At 27.2% G+C, this 19,371-nt stretch carries 16 protein-coding genes; 14 read left to right on the top strand and 2 right to left on the bottom strand.

Annotated elements, in window-relative coordinates:
- Window positions 1-14 precede the first annotated feature (14 nt).
- The 8 genes from ACZ5OA_RS06500 to ACZ5OA_RS06465 are packed head-to-tail and all read left to right on the top strand — an operon-like array spanning window position 15 to window position 9,626.
- Window positions 15-3,332 (top strand): ATP-binding protein, encoded by a 3,318-nt coding sequence (locus ACZ5OA_RS06500; protein WP_464907067.1) that lies wholly within the window; start codon window positions 15-17, stop codon window positions 3,330-3,332.
- Window positions 3,329-4,354, top strand: coding sequence for an HD domain-containing phosphohydrolase (locus ACZ5OA_RS06495; protein ID WP_464907066.1), 1,026 nt, complete (start codon window positions 3,329-3,331; stop codon window positions 4,352-4,354). Before ACZ5OA_RS06500 ends, ACZ5OA_RS06495 begins: the two co-directional genes overlap by 4 nt.
- Before the next feature lie 13 nt (window positions 4,355-4,367).
- Window positions 4,368-5,495 (top strand): sigma-54-dependent transcriptional regulator, encoded by a 1,128-nt coding sequence (locus ACZ5OA_RS06490; RefSeq protein ID WP_464907065.1) that lies wholly within the window; start codon window positions 4,368-4,370, stop codon window positions 5,493-5,495.
- A 9-nt stretch (window positions 5,496-5,504) separates the two neighbouring features.
- Window positions 5,505-6,539, top strand: a complete 1,035-nt coding sequence (locus ACZ5OA_RS06485) for an aspartate-semialdehyde dehydrogenase (RefSeq protein WP_464907064.1) — start codon at window positions 5,505-5,507, stop codon at window positions 6,537-6,539.
- Window positions 6,536-7,060: a YqhA family protein gene (locus ACZ5OA_RS06480; protein WP_464907063.1), complete on the top strand. Its 525-nt coding sequence runs from the start codon at window positions 6,536-6,538 to the stop codon at window positions 7,058-7,060. The genes ACZ5OA_RS06485 and ACZ5OA_RS06480 overlap by 4 nt, the downstream gene beginning before the upstream one ends.
- An 8-nt stretch (window positions 7,061-7,068) precedes the next feature.
- Window positions 7,069-7,989 carry a radical SAM protein gene (locus tag ACZ5OA_RS06475; RefSeq protein WP_464907062.1) on the top strand — a complete coding sequence of 307 codons (921 nt, stop codon included), beginning with the start codon at window positions 7,069-7,071 and terminating at the stop codon, window positions 7,987-7,989.
- Window positions 7,982-8,569, top strand: coding sequence for a hypothetical protein (locus ACZ5OA_RS06470; RefSeq protein WP_464907061.1), 588 nt, complete (start codon window positions 7,982-7,984; stop codon window positions 8,567-8,569). Before ACZ5OA_RS06475 ends, ACZ5OA_RS06470 begins: the two co-directional genes overlap by 8 nt.
- Entirely contained in the window at window positions 8,556-9,626 is a 1,071-nt protein-coding gene (locus ACZ5OA_RS06465) for a BaiN/RdsA family NAD(P)/FAD-dependent oxidoreductase (protein ID WP_464907060.1), read from the top strand. The genes ACZ5OA_RS06470 and ACZ5OA_RS06465 overlap by 14 nt, the downstream gene beginning before the upstream one ends.
- Here the strand turns inward: ACZ5OA_RS06465 and ACZ5OA_RS06460 are convergent.
- The gene (locus ACZ5OA_RS06460; protein WP_464907059.1) at window positions 9,623-10,189 is read right to left on the bottom strand and encodes a hypothetical protein; all 567 of its coding nucleotides are present in this window, start codon (window positions 10,187-10,189) and stop codon (window positions 9,623-9,625) included. The two genes, ACZ5OA_RS06465 and ACZ5OA_RS06460, sit on opposite strands and share 4 nt — an antisense overlap.
- A gap of 72 nt (window positions 10,190-10,261) precedes the next feature.
- On the opposite strand from ACZ5OA_RS06460, the gene asnB reads away from it, so the two are divergent.
- The 6 genes from asnB to ACZ5OA_RS06430 are packed head-to-tail and all read left to right on the top strand — an operon-like array spanning window position 10,262 to window position 18,117.
- Window positions 10,262-11,962 carry an asparagine synthase (glutamine-hydrolyzing) gene (asnB, locus tag ACZ5OA_RS06455; protein WP_464907058.1) on the top strand — a complete coding sequence of 567 codons (1,701 nt, stop codon included), beginning with the start codon at window positions 10,262-10,264 and terminating at the stop codon, window positions 11,960-11,962.
- Between the two features lie 55 nt (window positions 11,963-12,017).
- Window positions 12,018-13,262, top strand: coding sequence for a TolC family protein (locus ACZ5OA_RS06450; RefSeq protein ID WP_464907057.1), 1,245 nt, complete (start codon window positions 12,018-12,020; stop codon window positions 13,260-13,262).
- Complete coding sequence (locus ACZ5OA_RS06445; RefSeq protein ID WP_464907056.1) at window positions 13,252-14,361, top strand: HlyD family secretion protein; 1,110 nt, start codon at window positions 13,252-13,254, stop codon at window positions 14,359-14,361. The genes ACZ5OA_RS06450 and ACZ5OA_RS06445 overlap by 11 nt, the downstream gene beginning before the upstream one ends.
- A complete protein-coding gene (locus ACZ5OA_RS06440; RefSeq protein WP_464907055.1) occupies window positions 14,358-15,953 on the top strand; it encodes an ATP-binding cassette domain-containing protein in 1,596 nt (531 codons plus the stop codon). Before ACZ5OA_RS06445 ends, ACZ5OA_RS06440 begins: the two co-directional genes overlap by 4 nt.
- Window positions 15,950-17,059: an ABC transporter permease gene (locus ACZ5OA_RS06435; RefSeq protein ID WP_464907054.1), complete on the top strand. Its 1,110-nt coding sequence runs from the start codon at window positions 15,950-15,952 to the stop codon at window positions 17,057-17,059. Before ACZ5OA_RS06440 ends, ACZ5OA_RS06435 begins: the two co-directional genes overlap by 4 nt.
- Window positions 17,056-18,117 (top strand): ABC transporter permease, encoded by a 1,062-nt coding sequence (locus ACZ5OA_RS06430; RefSeq protein ID WP_464907053.1) that lies wholly within the window; start codon window positions 17,056-17,058, stop codon window positions 18,115-18,117. Before ACZ5OA_RS06435 ends, ACZ5OA_RS06430 begins: the two co-directional genes overlap by 4 nt.
- 12 nt (window positions 18,118-18,129) lie before the next feature.
- Here the strand turns inward: ACZ5OA_RS06430 and ACZ5OA_RS06425 are convergent, their stop codons facing one another.
- Window positions 18,130-19,353, bottom strand: a complete 1,224-nt coding sequence (locus tag ACZ5OA_RS06425) for an argininosuccinate synthase (protein WP_464907052.1) — start codon at window positions 19,351-19,353, stop codon at window positions 18,130-18,132.
- Window positions 19,354-19,371: the final 18 nt, after the last annotated feature.

Raw genomic sequence — 19,371 nt, 5'->3', positions numbered from 1 at the left:
TAAAGGTCTTGATAATGAAAAAAAAATTTTCTTTTATTCAAATTCTTTTTACTCTTTTTATTCTTATTTTAATAGTTAGTTCTATTATTACTTTTTATATTTTTTATAATCAACAAAAAGAAATTAATTGTGATAGAATAACCCATAATTTAAATAAATATGAAAAATATATTCAAAATCATTTGGATTTAACTTATAAGTTTATTTATTTTGCTTCATTTGATAAATATAAACATCTACAAGATCTTAAAGATATATTGATTAAAGAGTTGAGAACAACTAATTTATTTACTCTAGATGGACTTTTAATAAAAGATGGTAAAAAAACTATTTTTGTCAAAGGAGATAAAAAAAAACTGTTTACTACTTCTATTAGTGATAAAGTTCAAAAAATAGGTATAAATGGAGATATTTATTATGTTAAACATTTTTTAGTTAAGAATTATAATTTTGATGTAGTTTTGTATTATAATATGACTAAATTGAATAAAACAATTTTTTCTAAAATTAGAAATAAATTTATTATTGTAATATTGTTTATAATTTTGATATTACTCATATTAAACTTATTATATGACAAATTACTTATTAAACCTACTAATAAATTAATAAATAGTATGAAACTTATTGTTGCAGGAAAAAAATTTTATGAAATAAAAGATCATCTTTTAGTTAAAGAGGCTGAAGATATAAGAACTATTTTTAATGAAACAATAAAAAATATTAAAAATAATCAACTAGAAATAGAAAAATTATTAAAAAAATCAGAATATGAGAAGAATTTTTATATTGATACATTAGATTCATTAGATACAATTATTATTGTAAATGATGGTAGAACTTTAAAAAGTGTAAATAAATTGTTTTTTGAATTTTTTGATGATTTTAATAATTTAGAAGAATTTATGAAAGTTCATTCTTGTGTATGTGACTGTTTTATAAAAGAGGAAGGCTTTATTTATGATTTTGAAAATAAAAATTGGGTTCAATATTTGGTAGAAAATCCTGATATTTTACATGAAGTGAAAATAAAAAAGAATGATAAAATCTATATTTTTAAAATTTCAGCTGAGAAACTAAAAAGAAGTGAAAATATAGTTATTACTATGGCAGATGTTACACAACTTGAAAAAGATAAAGAAGAGATAGAAAAATTAAATAATTATTTAAATCAATATATAGGTTTTATAGATAGAAGTTCGATTGTATCAAAAACTGATATAAAAGGAATTATAACTTATGTTAATGAAAAATTTTGTAAAATTAGTGGATATAGTAAAGAAGAGCTAATCGGAAAACCTCATAATATAGTTCGTCATCCTGATGTGTCACAAGAAGTATATAAAGGTTTATGGAAAACAATCCTTTCAGGTAATATTTGGCAAGGTGAGCTTAAAAATATGCATAAAAATGGAACTGATTATTATATAAAAGTAATTGTAGCGCCTATTAAAGATAATAATGGTAATATTCAAGAATTCATAGCTATAAGGCAAGATATTACAGATATTATTCATGCTATGCAAAAAGCAAAAGATGCAGAACAAGCAAAAATGCTATTTTTGTCAAATATAAGTCATGAGATAAGAACACCTTTAAATGGTATTTTAGGATTTACTGAGTTACTTTCTAAATCTAATAATATTAAAGGAAAAGAAAAAAGATATTTAGGTATTATAGATTCAAGTGGAAAGGGATTACTTACTATAATAAATGATATTTTAGATATTTCCAAGATAGAATCCGGAAATATAACTCTTGAAGAAAAAGAGTTCAATCCTGCAATTGCATTTAAGCAAACAGCACAACTTTTTAGAGCTAAAGCATTAGAAAAGAATATAGATTATAAAGTAAATATTGATATAAATTCTCCTATAAATGTAATAAGTGATGAATATAAAATAAAACAAGTTATTTCAAACTTGATCAATAATGCTATTAAATTTACTCCGGAAAATGGAAAAGTTGAATTGGAAATAAAAAAAGAAAAAGAAACAAAAGACAATTTAACTTTGTGTTTTTATGTAAAAGATACTGGTATAGGAATCCCAAAAGATAAACAAGTCACAATATTTGAAGCTTTTTCACAAGCAGATAATTCAATTACGAGAAAATTTGGTGGGACGGGACTTGGTCTAAATATAAGTTCTAAAATAGTTGAAAAAATGGGCTCTAAGTTAAAAGTTGAGAGTGAAGAAAGAAAAGGAAGTATTTTTTATTTCTGTATAGATTTGAAGAAATCTAATAAAAAAAATGAGTTAATGATTGCATTAGAAACAATTGTTGTAAAAATTATTAATTGTGATAGATGTGATGAAATCAAAGACTATTTACAAAATATAGTTAAAGAAGTTTTAGTTGTAGAAAAATTAGATAAAATAAATGATAATGATTTGATTTTTACAAAAGATAAAACATTATTAGAAAAGTTTAGTGATTATGAAGAGTATTTTGTTGTTGTAGGTAAAGATATATCAAAAAACTTTAATAATTCAAAAATTTTAGATAGTGTTGTTAATTTCTTAGATAATAAAAAATCAATTACAAATAAAGGTACTAATAAATCTGTGCTTAATAAGTTTGAGGCAAAAGTATTGATAGCAGAAGATAATTTGGTAAATCAACAACTTTTAAGTGCTTTATTGGATGAAAAAGAGATAACATATGAAATAGTTAATGATGGAATAGAAGCTATTGATAAATTTAAAAATGATAAGTTTGATTTAGTTTTTATGGATATGAATATGCCAAATATGGATGGAATAGAAGCAACTAAAAAAATAAAAGATTACGAAAAAGAAAATTCTTTAGAAGCTACCCCAATTGTTATGCTTACAGCTAATTCAATGGAAGGAGATAAAGAGAAATTTTTAGAAGTTGCTGATGGATATTTAGCTAAACCTATTGATTCTAATGAATTACTTAGAATATTAAATAAATTTCTAAAAAATAAAAAAGAAGTTGAAGAATCAAAAGAGAAAATTGTTGAAGAAGTAGAAGAAGAAAATAGTTTAGAATATAATAAACAAGAAGTTGCAAAATCAATAGGACTTCCTGAAGTTGTTTTTGATAAAATATTAGAAACTTTCTTTAAAAATATTAAAACTGATATGAAAAATTTAGAAGAAGCTATAAATAGTGGTGATTTTGATACTATTTCTAAAGTAGCTCATAAAATCAAAGGTGGAACTGCAACGATAAAATTTGATAAATTAGCCCAAATAGCCAAAATTATTGAAGAAAGTGCAAGAGAAGAGAAAGAGATTGATTATAAAAACGAGCTTTTAGAAATGCAAAAAGTTTTAGATAAATATAGAAAGGTATTAGGGTGAAAATTTTAATAGTAGATGATAATGAGATTAATGTAATTTTATTAGAAGAGGTTTTAAAAGAAAAAGGATATGAAACTTATAGTTTTTTAAATCCATTAGAAGCATTAAAATCTTTAGAAACCAATCAATATGATTTGGCTTTTATAGATTATATGATGCCTGAGATGAATGGTGTTGAACTTATTAAAAAAATAAAAGAAAAAGATAAAGAAATTATATGTATAATGGTAACAGCTGTAAATAGTAATGAAACTAAATTGGAAGCTTTAAAAGTTGGAGCAAATGAATTCTTGTCTAAACCAATAGATACGGCTGAAATAATTATTAGAGTTGAAAATAGTGAAAAAGTAATTAAATCAAATAAAATTTTGAAAGATTATTCTCATACATTAGAAAAAGAGGTAAAAGAAGCTACAAAAAAACTTATGGCTGCTGAATACGAGACATTGTCAGCTTTATCGAATGTTGCTGAATATAGAGATGAAGATACACATTTACATACAAAAAGAGTAGCTTTTTACTCAAATATTATTGCCCAAAAAGCTGGACTAGATGAAGAGACTAAAGATTTACTTTTTTATGCTGCACCACTTCATGATATAGGTAAAATTGGAATAGCTGATAATATTTTGTTGAAACCAGGAAAATTAACGGATGAAGAATTTGAAATTATGAAAACTCATACAATAATTGGTTATGATATGTTAAAAGATTTTCCAAATAATAAATATTTAAAAGCAGGAGCTGAAGTAGCTATAACTCATCACGAAAAATTCAATGGTAGAGGATATCCTTATGGATTAAAAGGTGATGAAATTGATATCAAAGGTCAAATTGTGGCAATTGCTGATGTTTTTGATGCTTTAACTTCTGTTAGACCATACAAAAAAGCATGGCCAGTTGAAAAAGCTTTTAATTTAATTGAAGAAGAATTGGGACAACAATTTAATCCATTTTTTGGACAAATATTTTTAGATAATAAAGATGAAGTATTAGAAATTTATAATAAATATAAAGATTGAAAAGGGAAAAATTGTGAAAATCGCAATAGTTGAAGATGATATAAATATGAGAAAATCTCTAGAATTAGCGCTTAGTGATGATTATGAAATAGTAGCTTTTAGAAATGCTATTGATGCTCTTAAAAAGCTTGATGATTCATATGATTTAATAATTACTGATATTACAATGCCACGAATGGATGGGATTGAATTTGTAAAAGAGCTAAATGGGAAATATGAAGTAATTATGATGACTGGAAATGCTACTTTAAATAAAGCTATTGATTCTATAAGACTTGGTGTGAAAGATTTTCTTACTAAACCTTTTGAGGTTGAGGAATTAATTGAAGCTATTGAGAGAAGTAGGGTTGTCAGAGAAAAAACAAAAAATACAAAAAGAGTAGAAATTCCAAATAAATTTATAGCCCAATCTCCTGCTATTAAACAAGTGTTAGAAATAGCAAGTAAAGTGGCCGTTACAAATGCAAGTGTATTGCTTTTGGGAGAAAGTGGAGTAGGAAAAGAGGAGTTTGCAAAGTTTATCCATAACAATTCAAACAAAATAGATAAACCTTTTGTTGCAATTAATATGAGTGCAATTCCAGAAACTTTGGTAGAAAGTGAACTTTTTGGATATGAAAAAGGTGCTTTTACAGATGCAGTTGCTCAAAAAATAGGTCTTTTTGAAAGTGCAAATGGTGGGACTTTGTTTTTGGATGAAATAGCAGAGATGCCTTATCATTTGCAAGCTAAACTATTAAGAGTTTTACAAGAAAAAGAGATGTTTAGATTAGGTGGCACTAAACCTATAAAATTAGATATTAGAATTATAAGTGCTACAAATAAAAATCTTAAAAATTTTATATCTGAGGGTAAATTTAGAGAAGATTTATTCTATCGTTTAAACACAATTCCTATCAATATTCCTTCTTTACATGAGAGAAAAGATGATATAATTCCGATAACAGAAATGGTACTTAAAAAAGTAATAAATGAATATTCTTTAGAAGAAAAAAGTTTAAGCAAAAATGCTATAAATGAACTTCTTGATTATGAATGGCCAGGTAATGTAAGAGAGCTTATTTCAGTAATTGAAAGAGCAGCGATTTTGAGTGATAAAGAGATAAAAGTAAAAGATTTGTTTTTAGAAAGTAGAAAATAAGGAGAAAATATGGGTTATAATGTAGCAGTAGTGGGAGCAACAGGTGCAGTTGGAGAAGAGCTTTTTAGAGTAATAGCAGAATATAATATTCCAGTAGATAAAATGGTTCCGCTTGCAAGCAAAAGAAGCGCAGGAAAAGATGTGGAATTTGCTGGTAAAACTTATGAAGTAAAAGAGCTTACTTGTGATGTATTTGAAGAAGAAGATATTGAAATTGCATTTTTTAGTGCAGGTGGAAGTATAAGCGCTAAATTTGCTAAGTGTGCTGCAAAAGCAGGTGCAGTTGTGATTGATAATACAAGTCATTTTAGAATGAATGATGATGTTCCGTTAGTAGTTCCAGAAATTAATCCAGAAGATATAGCTTTATGGAAAAAAACAGGAATTATTGCAAATCCAAATTGTTCAACTATTCAAATGGTATTAGCGCTTAAACCACTTTATGATGAATTTGGGATTAAAAGAGTAGATGTAGCGACTTATCAAGCAACTAGTGGTGCTGGTAAAAAAGGAATGGAAGAATTAATGGAGCAAAATAGAGCTGTTTTCAATTTTAAACTTAAAGAGGAAGTGAAAAATAGAAAAGCTTTTGTTCATCAAATAGCTTTGAATGTAATTCCTCATATTGATAGCTTTACTGATAATGGATACACAAAAGAAGAGATGAAAATGGTAAATGAAACTAACAAAATTATGCATTCAAATATAGCATTAAGTGCAACTTGTGTAAGAGTCCCAATACTTAGAAGTCATAGTGAAGATGTTTGTGTACATTGTGAAAAAGAAGTAAATGTGACAAAAGCAAGAGAAGTTTTGGATGCTTTTGAAGATGTTGAAGTTATGGATGATGTGAAAAATAATATTTATCCAATGCCAATAATTGCAACTGACACTGATACAACTTTTGTAGGAAGAATTAGAAAAGATTTATTTGATGATAAGATTCTACATTTATGGGTTGTTGCTGATCAAATTAGAGTAGGTGCTGCTACAAATGCAGTTAGAATTGCTAAAAAATGGATAGAAATGGAAGGTAATAAATGAGAAATATTGTAGAAAGAGTTTTTGAAGGTGCTTTGTGGAACAGCCGTTTTATGGTTATTTTACCAGTTATTTTTGCACTTTTTGGGGCGACTGCTTTGTTTATTGTAGCGAGTGTAGATATTTGGGATATGGTAGTTGCTACATGGGATGTATTTATAAATCATATACATTTGAAAGATTTCCATGATTCATTAGTTAGTGGTGTTATTGGTGCAGTTGATTTGTATTTAATAGCTGTTGTTTTACTTATTTTTGCTTTTGGTATTTATGAACTTTTTATTAGTGAAATAGATGATGCAAAAGAGAGTGAAGCAGGGAGTAAAATTTTAGCAATTCATGATCTAGATGAACTTAAAAGCAAACTTGGAAATGTAATTGTAATGGTATTAATTGTTAGCTTTTTCAAAAAAGTTATTCATATGGATTTTGCAACACCTCTTGATATGTTATATTTAGCGGGAAGTATTTTTGCATTAGCCCTGTCTCTTTATTATATGCATAAATCACACGAAAAACATTAAGGAATAGTATGAAATATATATTTGGTCCAATTTCTTCTAGAAGATTTGGAATGAGCTTGGGGATAGATTTGTCTCCTGAAAAAAAATGTTGTAATTTTGATTGTATTTATTGTGAACTTGAAAAAGCTAAAAAAACTGATACGATTGAAAATCCTCCAAAAGTAAAAGATGTAATAAATGATGTTTTAGAGGCAATTGAAAAATATAATTCTGATGTAATTACAATTACAGCAAATGGAGAGCCAACTCTTTATCCATATTTAGATGAATTAATTGATGAACTTAATAAAATTAAAAAAGATAAAAAAAGTTTAATTCTTTCAAATTCATCGAATATTGATAAGCCTAATGTCCAAAAAGCTCTAAAAAAACTTGATATTGTGAAATTATCACTTGATTCTGTAAATCCTAAAACATTCAAAAAAATAGATAGAGCACTTGAAGGGATTAAAATAGAAAATATTATAAAAGGAATTAAAGAATTTTCTAAAATTTATGAAGGTGATTTGATTATTGAAGTTTTAGTCGTTAAAGGTATTAACGATAAAATAGAAGAATTTAAAGCTTTAAATGAAGTTTTAAAAGAAATAAAAATTGCAAGAGTAGATATTTCTACGATTGATAGACCACCTGCTTATGATGTTTTACCAGTTGAATATGAGAAACTTTTTGAACTAAGTAAAGAGATCAAAAATCAACATATTTTTATAGCAAGTAGAAAAAATTTAGCCAATAAAAAAGAGAGTTTTACAAAAGAAGAACTTGCTAAAACATTATCAAAAAGACCTTTTAGTGAAGGTGATATTGAAAATATTTTAGATGATGAAAGTAAAAAAGTTTTTTATGAGATGCTTGAAAATGACTTGATAAAAGAAAAAATTGTAGCAAACACTAAATTTTTTACTACAAAAGGGTTTATGTTTGAATAAACTTTTGAAGTTAGTTAGAATTTTTATTGCTGTTGATATTGGTGTAGTTTTGTTTTGTGCAATGGAGCGTAATTTTAGTTGGTTTTTAAATACTCAAATAGCATTTTTTAGTGCAAGTTTAATTATACTTGGAAGTTTTGTAGGGTATAAAAATTTAGTAGAAAAAAGTGTTTCAAATAGCACAAAAGACATCTTAAAAGAGTATGAAGACAAATATAATCTTTATGATGAAATTGATTATAAATGGTTCATAGATAGTTTCAAAGATTTAAATAAAGGTTTAATTTGGAGCAAACAAAAGCCAAATAATTTTTATCTAAAACAAAAAATTGAGCTTATAACTTCTGGGAATCCTGAAAAATCAAAATTAAAAAAATTACCTTGGTATAAAGCATTTTTGATGAGTTTCAAAGGTGGTTTTAATTTAATTAGAATTTTAGGTTATGTGGTTTTAGTGTTAGGATTTTTATGGCTTCAAAAAAATAATCAATTTGATTTTGCTTCATACTTTTTTGGACTTACACTTGTACCAGTTTTATCTTTAGTTTATTTATATCTTTTGAAAAATGAAAAAAACTGAAATAGCTATTCTTGGGGGAGGAGCTAGTGGGCTTTTTCTTGCTCGCCATCTTCAAAAAGAGTATATTTTAATTGATAAAAATCCTATACCACAAAAAATAAAAGTAAGTGGTGGTGGGAAATGCAATTTTACAAATGAGTTTGTAAGTGCTGATAATTATGTAGGAGATAAAAAGTTTATTTCTAAAATTTTAAATTATTATACAAACCAAGATGTAATTAACTTTTTTTCCAATATTCCATATCAAAAAATAAAAAATAATCAATATTTTGCTAAGACTAGTGAGTATATTATAGATAAACTTAATCAAAAAAAGTTTATAGCTGATGTTCTAAAAGTAGAAAAAAAAGATAATTTTTTAATACATACTTCAAAAGGAATTATTGAAGCTAAAAAAGTAGTTGTTGCTACGGGTGGAGTTAGTTTCAAAAGTTTAGGAGCAAGTGATATCGGATATAAAATTGCTGAGAATTTTGGGCATACAATAATTACTCTAAAGCCAGCACTTGTTGGAATGACTCTGCAAAAAGATGAATTTTGGATGAAAAGTTTAAGTGGAGTTTCTGTTTTTAGTGAAATAGAAGTTAATAATAAAAAATTCATAAATAATATTCTTTTTTCACACAGAGGAATTACTGGTCCAGCTATTTTAAATGCGTCACTTTACTGGGAAAAAGGAAATATAAAAATAAACTTTTTACCTAAATACAAAAATATAAAATCAAATAAATCCCCATCAAATTTACTAAATTTACCAAAAAGATTTATGACTGAATTTTTAAAATCACAAAATATAGAAGATAAAAATCAAAATTTAGGAGTTATTATACAAAAACTGCAAAATTACACTTTTTCACCTGCTGGAAATTTTGGATTTAATCGAGCAGAAGTTACAAAAGGCGGAATTAATTTAGAAGAATTAATTGATTTTGAGAGTAAATTTGTAAAAGATTTATATTTTATAGGTGAAGTTTTGGATGTTACGGGAGAACTTGGCGGTTATAATTTCCAATGGTGTTTTAGCTCGGCTAAATATTTAGCCGATAAACTAAATTAATTAGCGTACGGAGGATTGTTTTTTAAATATTGATTCCAATTTTTAACATTCAATTTTAAACTCATTACAACTTTATACATTCCATTTTTATAATCTTCGTCTTCAATAATAGCACCTCTAATAATTCCTGCGATTTTTGAACGCAAAGTAGAGTTTTGTAAAATCATATTTTTTACTGTTTCTCTTCCATTTACTTTGATACCATATAGCTTTTCAGTTAGTGCTTTATATCCATCTATTATTGCAGCTCGTCTTGCCATTGCTGTAGCTTGTGCAGGTGAAACAGAACTACTTGGAGCAACACCTATTCCATTTGCTTCTACTGTTAAAATACAATTATTTTTAAGTCCTGGAGTTTTGGAGATGTTACATCCTATTTTTGAACCCTGTTTTATAGTATTTTTAACATTATCTGGAGCTTGTTTTATAGTAATATTTGAAACAACATTACTAACCGCTTTTGTAGATTTGTTATTAGAAGCAGCGGCTGTAGTTGTTTGCGGCTGTGTTTGAGCAAATAAACTACCAACCATTAAAGTTGTAATTAAAGCAATTTTTTTCATACTTGTCCTTTTTTATTTTTTTAAGCAAAACATATTCCAAACTTGTTATAATTTCATCTAAAAAGAGGAAATATGTGTGCAATTTTAGGTGCCTTTGATACTTCTATCGACAAATTTAGAAATTCTTTAAATTTATTACTTCATCGTGGTGATAATGATATAAATATCAAAACTTTTGAGAATATAAATTTTGGATTTTCCCACCTAGCTATAGAAAATCTCGATCAAAATACTCAACCATTTTTAAAAGATGGAATTATGATTGTTTTTAATGGTGAAATTTATAATTATAAAGAGTATGCAGATAGTGAAATAGAAGCAATTTACAGACTTTATTTGAAATATGGAGTGGAATTTGTCAAAAAACTTGATGGTATGTTTGCAATTGCTATTTACGATAAAAAGTTATATCTTTTTCGAGATATCTTTGGTAAAAAACCATTATATTTTAGTGATAAATATTTTGCAAGTGAAATAAAAGCTATTATTTTACTTTTAGGATATACTCCAGAGATTAATTTTTCTGCCCTTGCTGAATATTTGAGTTTAAACTCATCAATTGCACCGAATACAATTTATCAAGGGATTTATAAACTTCCAGCAGGATGTTATTATGATGGAGAGATTCACAAATATTATGATTTTAAAAGAGAAGAAATAAAAGATATTACAGAAAGTGAAGCAGTGGAAGAGGTAGAAAGACTACTTAAAAATTCTATAAATAAACGAATGCAAAGCCAAGTAGAGATTGGAAGTTTGCTCAGTGGTGGAATTGATAGCAGTTTGATTGCAACTTTGATGCCTAAAAAAATTCAAACTTTTTCGGTAGGTTATGATGGATATGAAAGTTATGATGAGAGAAAATATGCAAAAATAGTAGCAAACAGTATAAATTCAGAGCATAATGAAATCAATATGACAAAATCTGACTTTTTTGAGAATTTGGAAAAAGTGGTAAATATAATTGATGAGCCGATTGCAGATAGTGCTTATATTCCAGCCTTTCATTTGGCTAAAAATATTCCTTTAAAAGTGGTGATGAGTGGCGAAGGAAGTGATGAACTTTTTTTAGGATATAGAAGATATGAAGAATTTATAGAGTTTAATAACTCTAATTTACCCAATAAAATGTGGCTTAGTAGATATATGCAAAGGAATTATGAAGATATAAAAGAGTGGGAAGTTTTTAGGAGATATTTTTCAAATGAACCAGTTTTTCGTGGAATTAATGAAGTGTTTTTTCAAAGACAAATTGATAGAGTTCTCAAAACAAAAGGAAAAAGTAAGGGTAAAAAATCGGGAATTATTGATATAGATTATCAAAGATTTTTACCTTTTAATAACTCATTTGATTTTACTTATTTTGATTTGAAAGTTTGGCTTGGTGAAGTTTTGCTTATGAAACTTGATAAAATGTTTATGGCCCATTCAATTGAAGCAAGAAGCCCTTTTCTTGATAAAGAGTTGGTTGAATTTGTCTTTAATTTACCAGAAAATATAAGAGGACGAAAAAAATCACTTATTAAAAAAGTAGCTCTTAAACATATTCCTGAAGTAATCGTAAATAGAAGAAAAAAAGGTTTTGCTTATCCATTTTTAGAGTGGTTAAAAGAAGAAAATGAGTTTAGTTATATTTTAACTATCAATCAAAAAACAAAATTATTTAATGAAAATTATCTGAAAGATATCGTAAAATCAGGGCATAAAAGATATAAACAACATATTTGGACATTGTATTTTTTTAGTAGATGGGTGGATAAGAATTATTTATAACTTTCTTGACATTCAAACTAAATAGTTGGTATAATTAGCAAAAATGGAGCCCGTTATGAAAAAAATATTTTTTTTACTTCCTGTTTTTATGATGGCTGAAGATTTTACTCAAATATCTAATTTGATAGATAATTCACTAAAAATAAAAATGCAAAAACAAAAAATAGAAATATACTCTCACAAAATTAAAGCACAAAAAGGCCTGAATTATGGAAGTTTAGATGCCTCATATAATTATAGTCATCTAAAAGATAATCCAATAATGAAAACTAAAATTCCTGGTATGACTTCGATGAAAGTAGGAAATAAAGATAATTATAGTTTTGAGTTTAAATATTCTTATCCACTTTTTAGCGGGTTTGCTATAACTTCAAATATAGAAAAAGCCAAACTTCAAAAAGCAAAAGAAGAATTAAATTTAAAAAATATCAAAAGAATTTTAACTCTTCAAAGTGGGCAAATTTATGCAAATATTTATGCTTTAAAAGAGAAATTAAAAGCATTACAAAAGGCAAAAGAAGCAGTAATTAGTGCAGTTGATTTGAGTAAAGCCCTTTTTAAAGAGGGCTTATTAAATATTTCATCATTAGAAGATATAAAAGCAAAAAAGTATGAAATAGAAGCAGAGATTAGTAACACAAAATCACAAATTAATTCATTACTAAATTCACTTTCATATATTTTAAACAAAAAAATAGTATCAATTTCAGATTTGCAAAATTTTAAAATAAAAACTCCAAATTTTGAAAATAGAGCAGATGTTAAAGCTATAAAAACAGCTCTTAAAATAGCTGATAAAGATATAAAATTAGCTAAAAGTAAGTTTTATCCTCAAATTGGACTTCAAGCAGGACTTAAAAGAGAAGGAACAAACGCAATAATAGATAAAAATGATTATCAAAACAGAGATAAAAGTTATATTGCATTAGGAATTAATTATAATATTTTTAGTGGTGGAAGTGACATGGCAACTATAGAAATGGCAAAGATTCAAAAACTTTCAACTATAACTTATTATAATGATTATTTAAATAATATAAAAACAGAATATAAAAATGATGAATTTAGTTTAAATGCTTTGAAATCTGAATTAAAAGCAGCAACCAAAGAAGTAAAAGCAAGAGAAAGTTATTTTCATTATATGAAAGATAAATTTAAAGAAGGGCTTGTTTCTACGAGTGATTTAGATGATTCTATTTCAAAACTTGCCCAAGCGAGAGCTAATAAATCTTTTGTTGAATCTCAACTATTTTTTACAAAATTAACATTAAAACTAAATGGAGGGAATAATGAAAACTAAAATATTGATATTTATTATAGTTGCTTTAACAGTAGTAGGGGCTTTTGCAATATATCAAAAGTTAAATCCAAAAGAGCTTCCGCCATATTTAATTGAAGGAATTGGTAGAATCAACGGGGATTTAATCAATTTAAATACAAAATATCCAGGAAGAATCGAAAAAATCACAATTGATGATGGAGATAAAGTTCAAAAAGATGAAGTTATTGCAGTTTTAAATTCAGTTGAGTATCAAAAACAAAAAGTTGCTTTATCTTATCAAATCGATGCAAAAGAGATAGAACTAAACACAACTAAAAAAGAGTTAAATATAACTATCCAAAAAGCTAAAATTGCTATAAATGTAAATGAAAGTAAATTAAAAGAGTTAAATTATAATATAAATTCTTTAATTGCCATAATCAAACAAGATAAAAAAGATACATTAAGAACTAAAAGATTAGTGCAAAAAAAATTGGCTGAACATCACAAACTTGAAATAGCTGAACTTCAATTAACAACAGATAAAAACAAATTAAAAGCATTATATCAAACTCAAAAACAACTAAAAGACGCTATAAAAGTAACACAAAAAGATTTAAATTTATCTGAAACTAAGCTTGAAAGTCTAAAAGCATTAGCAAAAGTGATTAAAGCACTACAAGCACAAAAAGCACAAATTGAAGTCATGATAAATGAACTTACAATTAAATCACCAATTGATGGATTTGTAGATACAAAAATAGCAAATGTTGGAGAAGTTATAGGTGCTGGTGGAGTTATAGCTACTTTAATAAATCCAAAAAGTTACTATTTATCTGTTTTTGTAGATGAGATTAATAATGGAAAAATAAAAGTAGGAGATAAGGCTGAAATATTTTTGGATAATGATTTAAATAGTCCAATTTTTGCAAAAGTTGTAAGTATTGCACAAAAAGCAGAATTTACTCCAAAAGAGGTAGCAGTCAGAAGTGATAGAATTACAAGAGTTTATGAAGTGCATCTTAAACCACTTGTTAATAATCCACTTTTAAAACTAGGACTTCCAGCAATTGGAATTATTTCAACAGATAGCTCAAAAGAATTACCAAAAAGTATGGAGAATTTACCTCTGTTATGATTGAAGTAAAAAATGTATCGGTTAAATATAAAAATATTTATGGTATAAAAAATGCATCTTTTAAAGCAGAAAATGGAGAAATTATCGGACTTATTGGTGCTGATGGAGCTGGAAAAAGCTCACTTTTGCATGCAATTAGTGGAGTAATTACTTTTGAAGGTGAGATTTTATATGATAATAAGCCTTATCATTCTCCAAAAGAGGCTGAAAAATTTAAGAAAAATATAGGACTTATGCCACAAGGTTTAGGTCTAGTTTTGTATGATTTTATGACTATAAAAGAGCATTTTGATTTTTTTCGAGATATTAGGGGAGTTAAAAAAGATATAGAATATGAAAACAGACTTCTAAATATGGCAGGACTTGAAAAATTTCAAGATAGATTAGCTGGTAATTTAAGTGGAGGTATGAGGCAAAAGCTTTCACTTGTTTTGACACTTCTTCATCGGCCTAAACTCCTTATCTTAGATGAACCAACTACAGGAGTCGATCCTGTTAGTAGGATTGAGCTTTGGGATATTGTAAATGAAATGAGGCAAAAAGATAACATAACAGCACTTATTTCTACGGCCTATATGCAAGAAGCTCAAAAAATGGATAGAGTTATGTTGTTTGATGAAGGGCAAATAATAGCAAGTGGGAAAACTGATGAACTTATTAAAACAGTTGAGTCTTATACTTATCAAGGTGAGATGAAATGTGAAAAATGTGTTAGTTTTAATAAAAGAACTTATTCACTAAATAGTCTAGAATTACCAAAAGCAAAGCCAGATTTGGAAGCTCTGTTTTTTGTAAATGCTTTGAAAAAAGATGAAGAATTAATTGATATAGAAATTAAAAATAAGATAGATAATTCTTCAAATGAAGTTGTGATGAAGTCTGAAAAATTGACTAAAATTTTTGGAAAGTTTATTGCAGATGATTCTATTGATATGGAACTAAGAAGAGGTGAAATTTTAGGACTTCTTGGAGCGAATGGAGCTGGGAAAACTACTTTTATTAAGATGCTTTTAGGATTGTATCCGATGGATGGTGGAAAACTAACACTTTTAGATAAAGAGATAAAATCATACAAAGATAGATTAGAGCTAAAAAGTAAAATTGGATATGTATCTCAAAAGTTTGCATTGTATGATGATATGACGGTTAGAGAAAATATGCACTATTTTGCAAGTATGCATAAAATTTCTATTTTAGAAGCGAATAAAAAAATAAAAGAGTATGCGAAGCTTCTTGGATTTGAGAATTATATGGATAAATTTCCAAAGGAGCTTCCTCTTGGAATTAATCAAAGATTTTCAATAGCGGCTGCCATTTTACACGATCCTGTTGTTTTGTTTTTAGATGAGCCTACAAGTGGGGTTGATACGATAGCAAGAAGTCAATTTTGGAAATTGATGAAAGAATTAAAAGAAAAAATGGATATGGCTATTTTGATTACTACTCACTATATGAGTGAAGCAGAATATTGTGATAGAGTAGTTTTACTAAAAGCTGGTAAAAAAATAGCAGATGACAGGGTTGAAAATTTACATAAAGAGTTTCCAGATGCAAAAAATTTCGAGGAAATATTTATAAGGCTTATAAAATGAAAATTAATATAATTAAAGCATATATCAAAAAAGAGTTTCTTGATCTCTTTAGAAGTAAAATGATTTTTATGGTTTATTTAATGCCACTTATGATAGTTCTTTTATTTGGATATGGAATAAAAATGGAAGTAACTCATTCAAGAACGATTATTTTAGATAATGATAATTCAAAAACATCACTTGAAATTATAAATGCGTTTGAGCATTCAAAATATTATGATACAAAAGTTTTGAATATAAGTGATAATAAAGCTCTTAAAATGATAAAAAAGGGAAAAACTGATATTATAATAGATATTCCTGCATGTTTTGAAAAAAAACTTTTTAAGAATCAAAAGCCAGAAATTGGAGTTTTTATAGATGGGGCGTTTCCTATTCGTGCTACAACTATGCAAGGATATGTAATAAATACTCTTTTAAATAAAGCAAGTACTAATATGCTTATAAGTCAAAATATGATAAAAATTAATCAAAGAACTCTTTTTAATCAATCTATGAAAGATAGTTGGGCAATAGTGCCTGGAATTATTGGTTTAGCTCTTTTAATTGCGCCTGCAATTCTTGCTGCTCTTTTAATTGTAAAAGAAAAAGAAGTAGGCACTATTTTTAATTTTTACTCTTCTTCTATTAAAAAAAGTGAATTTCTAATAGCGAAACTCACCCCTCCTTTTTTACTTCATTCTGTAAATGTTTTTATACTTTTATTAGTAGCTTTATATATTTTTGATTTACCATTTCGAGGGAGTTTTTGGTTATATTTCATAGCTACTGAAAGTTATATTCTTGTTAGCTTAGGAATAGGTCTTTTAGTCTCTGTGGTAACTTCAACTCAAGTAACTGCACTTGTTATTACAATACTTGTAACTGTTATTCCAGGATTTTTATATTCAGGTATTTTAATGCCTATTTCGTCAATGGATAAAGAGAGTTATATAGAAGCACATTTATTGCCTGTAATGTATTACAATCATATTATTTATGATACATTTTTGATAGGAAGTGGCTTTAGTAGTTCAACTAATTTACTCTATTTAGGGATTTTGTTTATTTATGGAGTATCACTTATTTTACTTGGAAGTTTACTGCTTAAAAAGAGGTTAAAATGAAAGCTTTTCTAACAATTATAATGAAAGAATTAATGGTATTTTTAAGGAATACAGGACTTGTAGTATTTGTAATTTATTCATTTACTTTTGATATTTATACAGCAGGTGAGGGTATAAAAGTAACTCCTCAAAATGTTGCTATTGGTTATGTTGATAAAACAAATTCAGGTTTAACTACTAAGATACTTTCTCATTTTCATATGCCTGAATTTAAGCCACCAAAGCCTTATTTAAATGAAAAAGCACTTAAAAAAGCTATTTTTAATAAAGAGATAATGGTAGGATTTAGTTTTGATAAAAAATTTGAAAAAACAAAACAGATAAATGTTTTAATTGATGCTACTACGGCATCGCAAGCTCAAATTACTATTATTTATTTACAAAATATTTTGTTAAAGTTTGAAAAATTAAATTTACCTGTAAAAATCAAAAGTCATATTTTATTTAATCAAAATGCTAATTCTAAATGGTTTATGAGTTTAAGTGAACTTATGAGTGTTATTATGATGTTAGGACTTATACTCACGGCTATTGTATTTGTAAAAGAGAAAGAGAGAGGAACTTGGGATATTATGCTTTTAATGCCAGTTGATTCAAAAATAATAATTTTAGCTAAAGTTATTTCTCAAATTATTATTCTAATGACAGGGACAATTGTGAGTGTTGGTGTGGTTTTATTTTTGTTTTTTCATGTTCCTATGAATGGTAACTTTTGGCTTTTTATTCTTCTTACATTTTTATTTATGCTCTCTGTTAGTGGTATAGCTCTTTTTATAGCAGCCGTGTCAAATAGTGTAATGGAAGTTTCTCAATATACAGTAATGCTTATGATGCCAATACTCTTTTTAAGTGGTGCGTGGACTCCAATTAATTCAATGCTTCCTGCTTTTCAAGAAATAACTATTTTTTCACCTCTTAGATATTATATTGATGGATGTGAATCAATATTTTTTAGAGGTTCAAGTTTTATGGATATTTGGCCTGATTTTGCTGGAGTTTTTATTATTGGAGTTGTTCTTTTTTGGTATGGATTTAGGAAACTTGGAAAGTTGTTTTAAAAACAGAGGAAATTAACCTCTATTTCTTCTGTTATGACCTTCTATAATAAATCTAAGTGCATTTAGTTTGATGAAACCTCCTGCATCTTTTTGATTATAGACTTCATCTTCTTCGAATGTGCAGAATTCTGGGCTAAATAGTGTATTTGGACTTTTTCTTCCTACAACTTCTACATTTCCTTTGTAAAGTTTAAGTCTAACAACTCCATTTACATTTTTTTGAGTATTATCAATTAATGCTTGAAGTGCTTCTCTTTCTGGTGCGAACCAAAATCCATTATAGATAAGTTCTGCATATTTTGGCATAATGCTATCTTTTAGATGAGATTCTTCTCTATCAAGTGTAATTGATTCAATCGCTCTGTGAGCTTTTAGTAAAATTGTTCCACCTGGTGTTTCATAACAACCTCTACTTTTCATTCCAACAAATCTATTTTCAACGATATCAATTCTTCCGATTCCGTTTTTATTTCCATATTCGTTTAATGTTCTTAAAATTACAGCAGGAGTTAGTGACTTTCCATTAATAGCAACTGCGTCACCTTTTTCAAAACCAATTTCTATGTATTCTGGTGTATTTGGTGCTTTTTCTGGACTTACTGACCATCTCCACATACTTTCTTCAGGTTCAGCCCAAGGGTCTTCCAAAATTCCACCTTCATAAGAGATATGAAGTAAATTTGCATCCATTGAATATGGAGATTTATGTCCATGTTTTTCGATAGGAATTCCATTTTTTTCAGCATATTTTAAAAGTTTTTCTCTACTATTTAAATCCCATTCTCTCCATGGAGCAATAACTGTAATATCTGGATTTAGGCTTAAATATCCGATTTCAAATCTAACTTGGTCATTTCCTTTTCCAGTAGCACCATGTGCTACCGCGTCAGCTCCAACTTTCTCAGCAATTTCTATCTGTTTTTTAGCAATTAGAGGTCTTGCAATTGAAGTTCCTAAAAGATATTCACCTTCATAGATTGTGTTTGCTCTGAACATTGGAAAAACATAATCTTTTACAAACTCTTCTTGAATATCTAAAACAAAGATATTTTCAGGTTTAATTCCCATTTTTATAGCTTTTTCTCTAGCTGGTTCAACTTCTTCACCTTGACCAATATCAGCTGTAAATGTTACTACTTCTGCGTTATATTCATCTTGTAACCATTTAAGAATAATACTTGTATCAAGCCCACCACTATAAGCTAAAACAACTTTTTTTACTTCTTTTTTGTTCATTATCATCCTTTTTTTCAA

The sequence above is a fragment of the Thioreductor micantisoli genome, assembly GCF_055392745.1.
The sequence above is the reverse complement of the archived record's forward strand: the minus strand, read 5'-3'. Positions and strand labels throughout refer to the sequence as shown.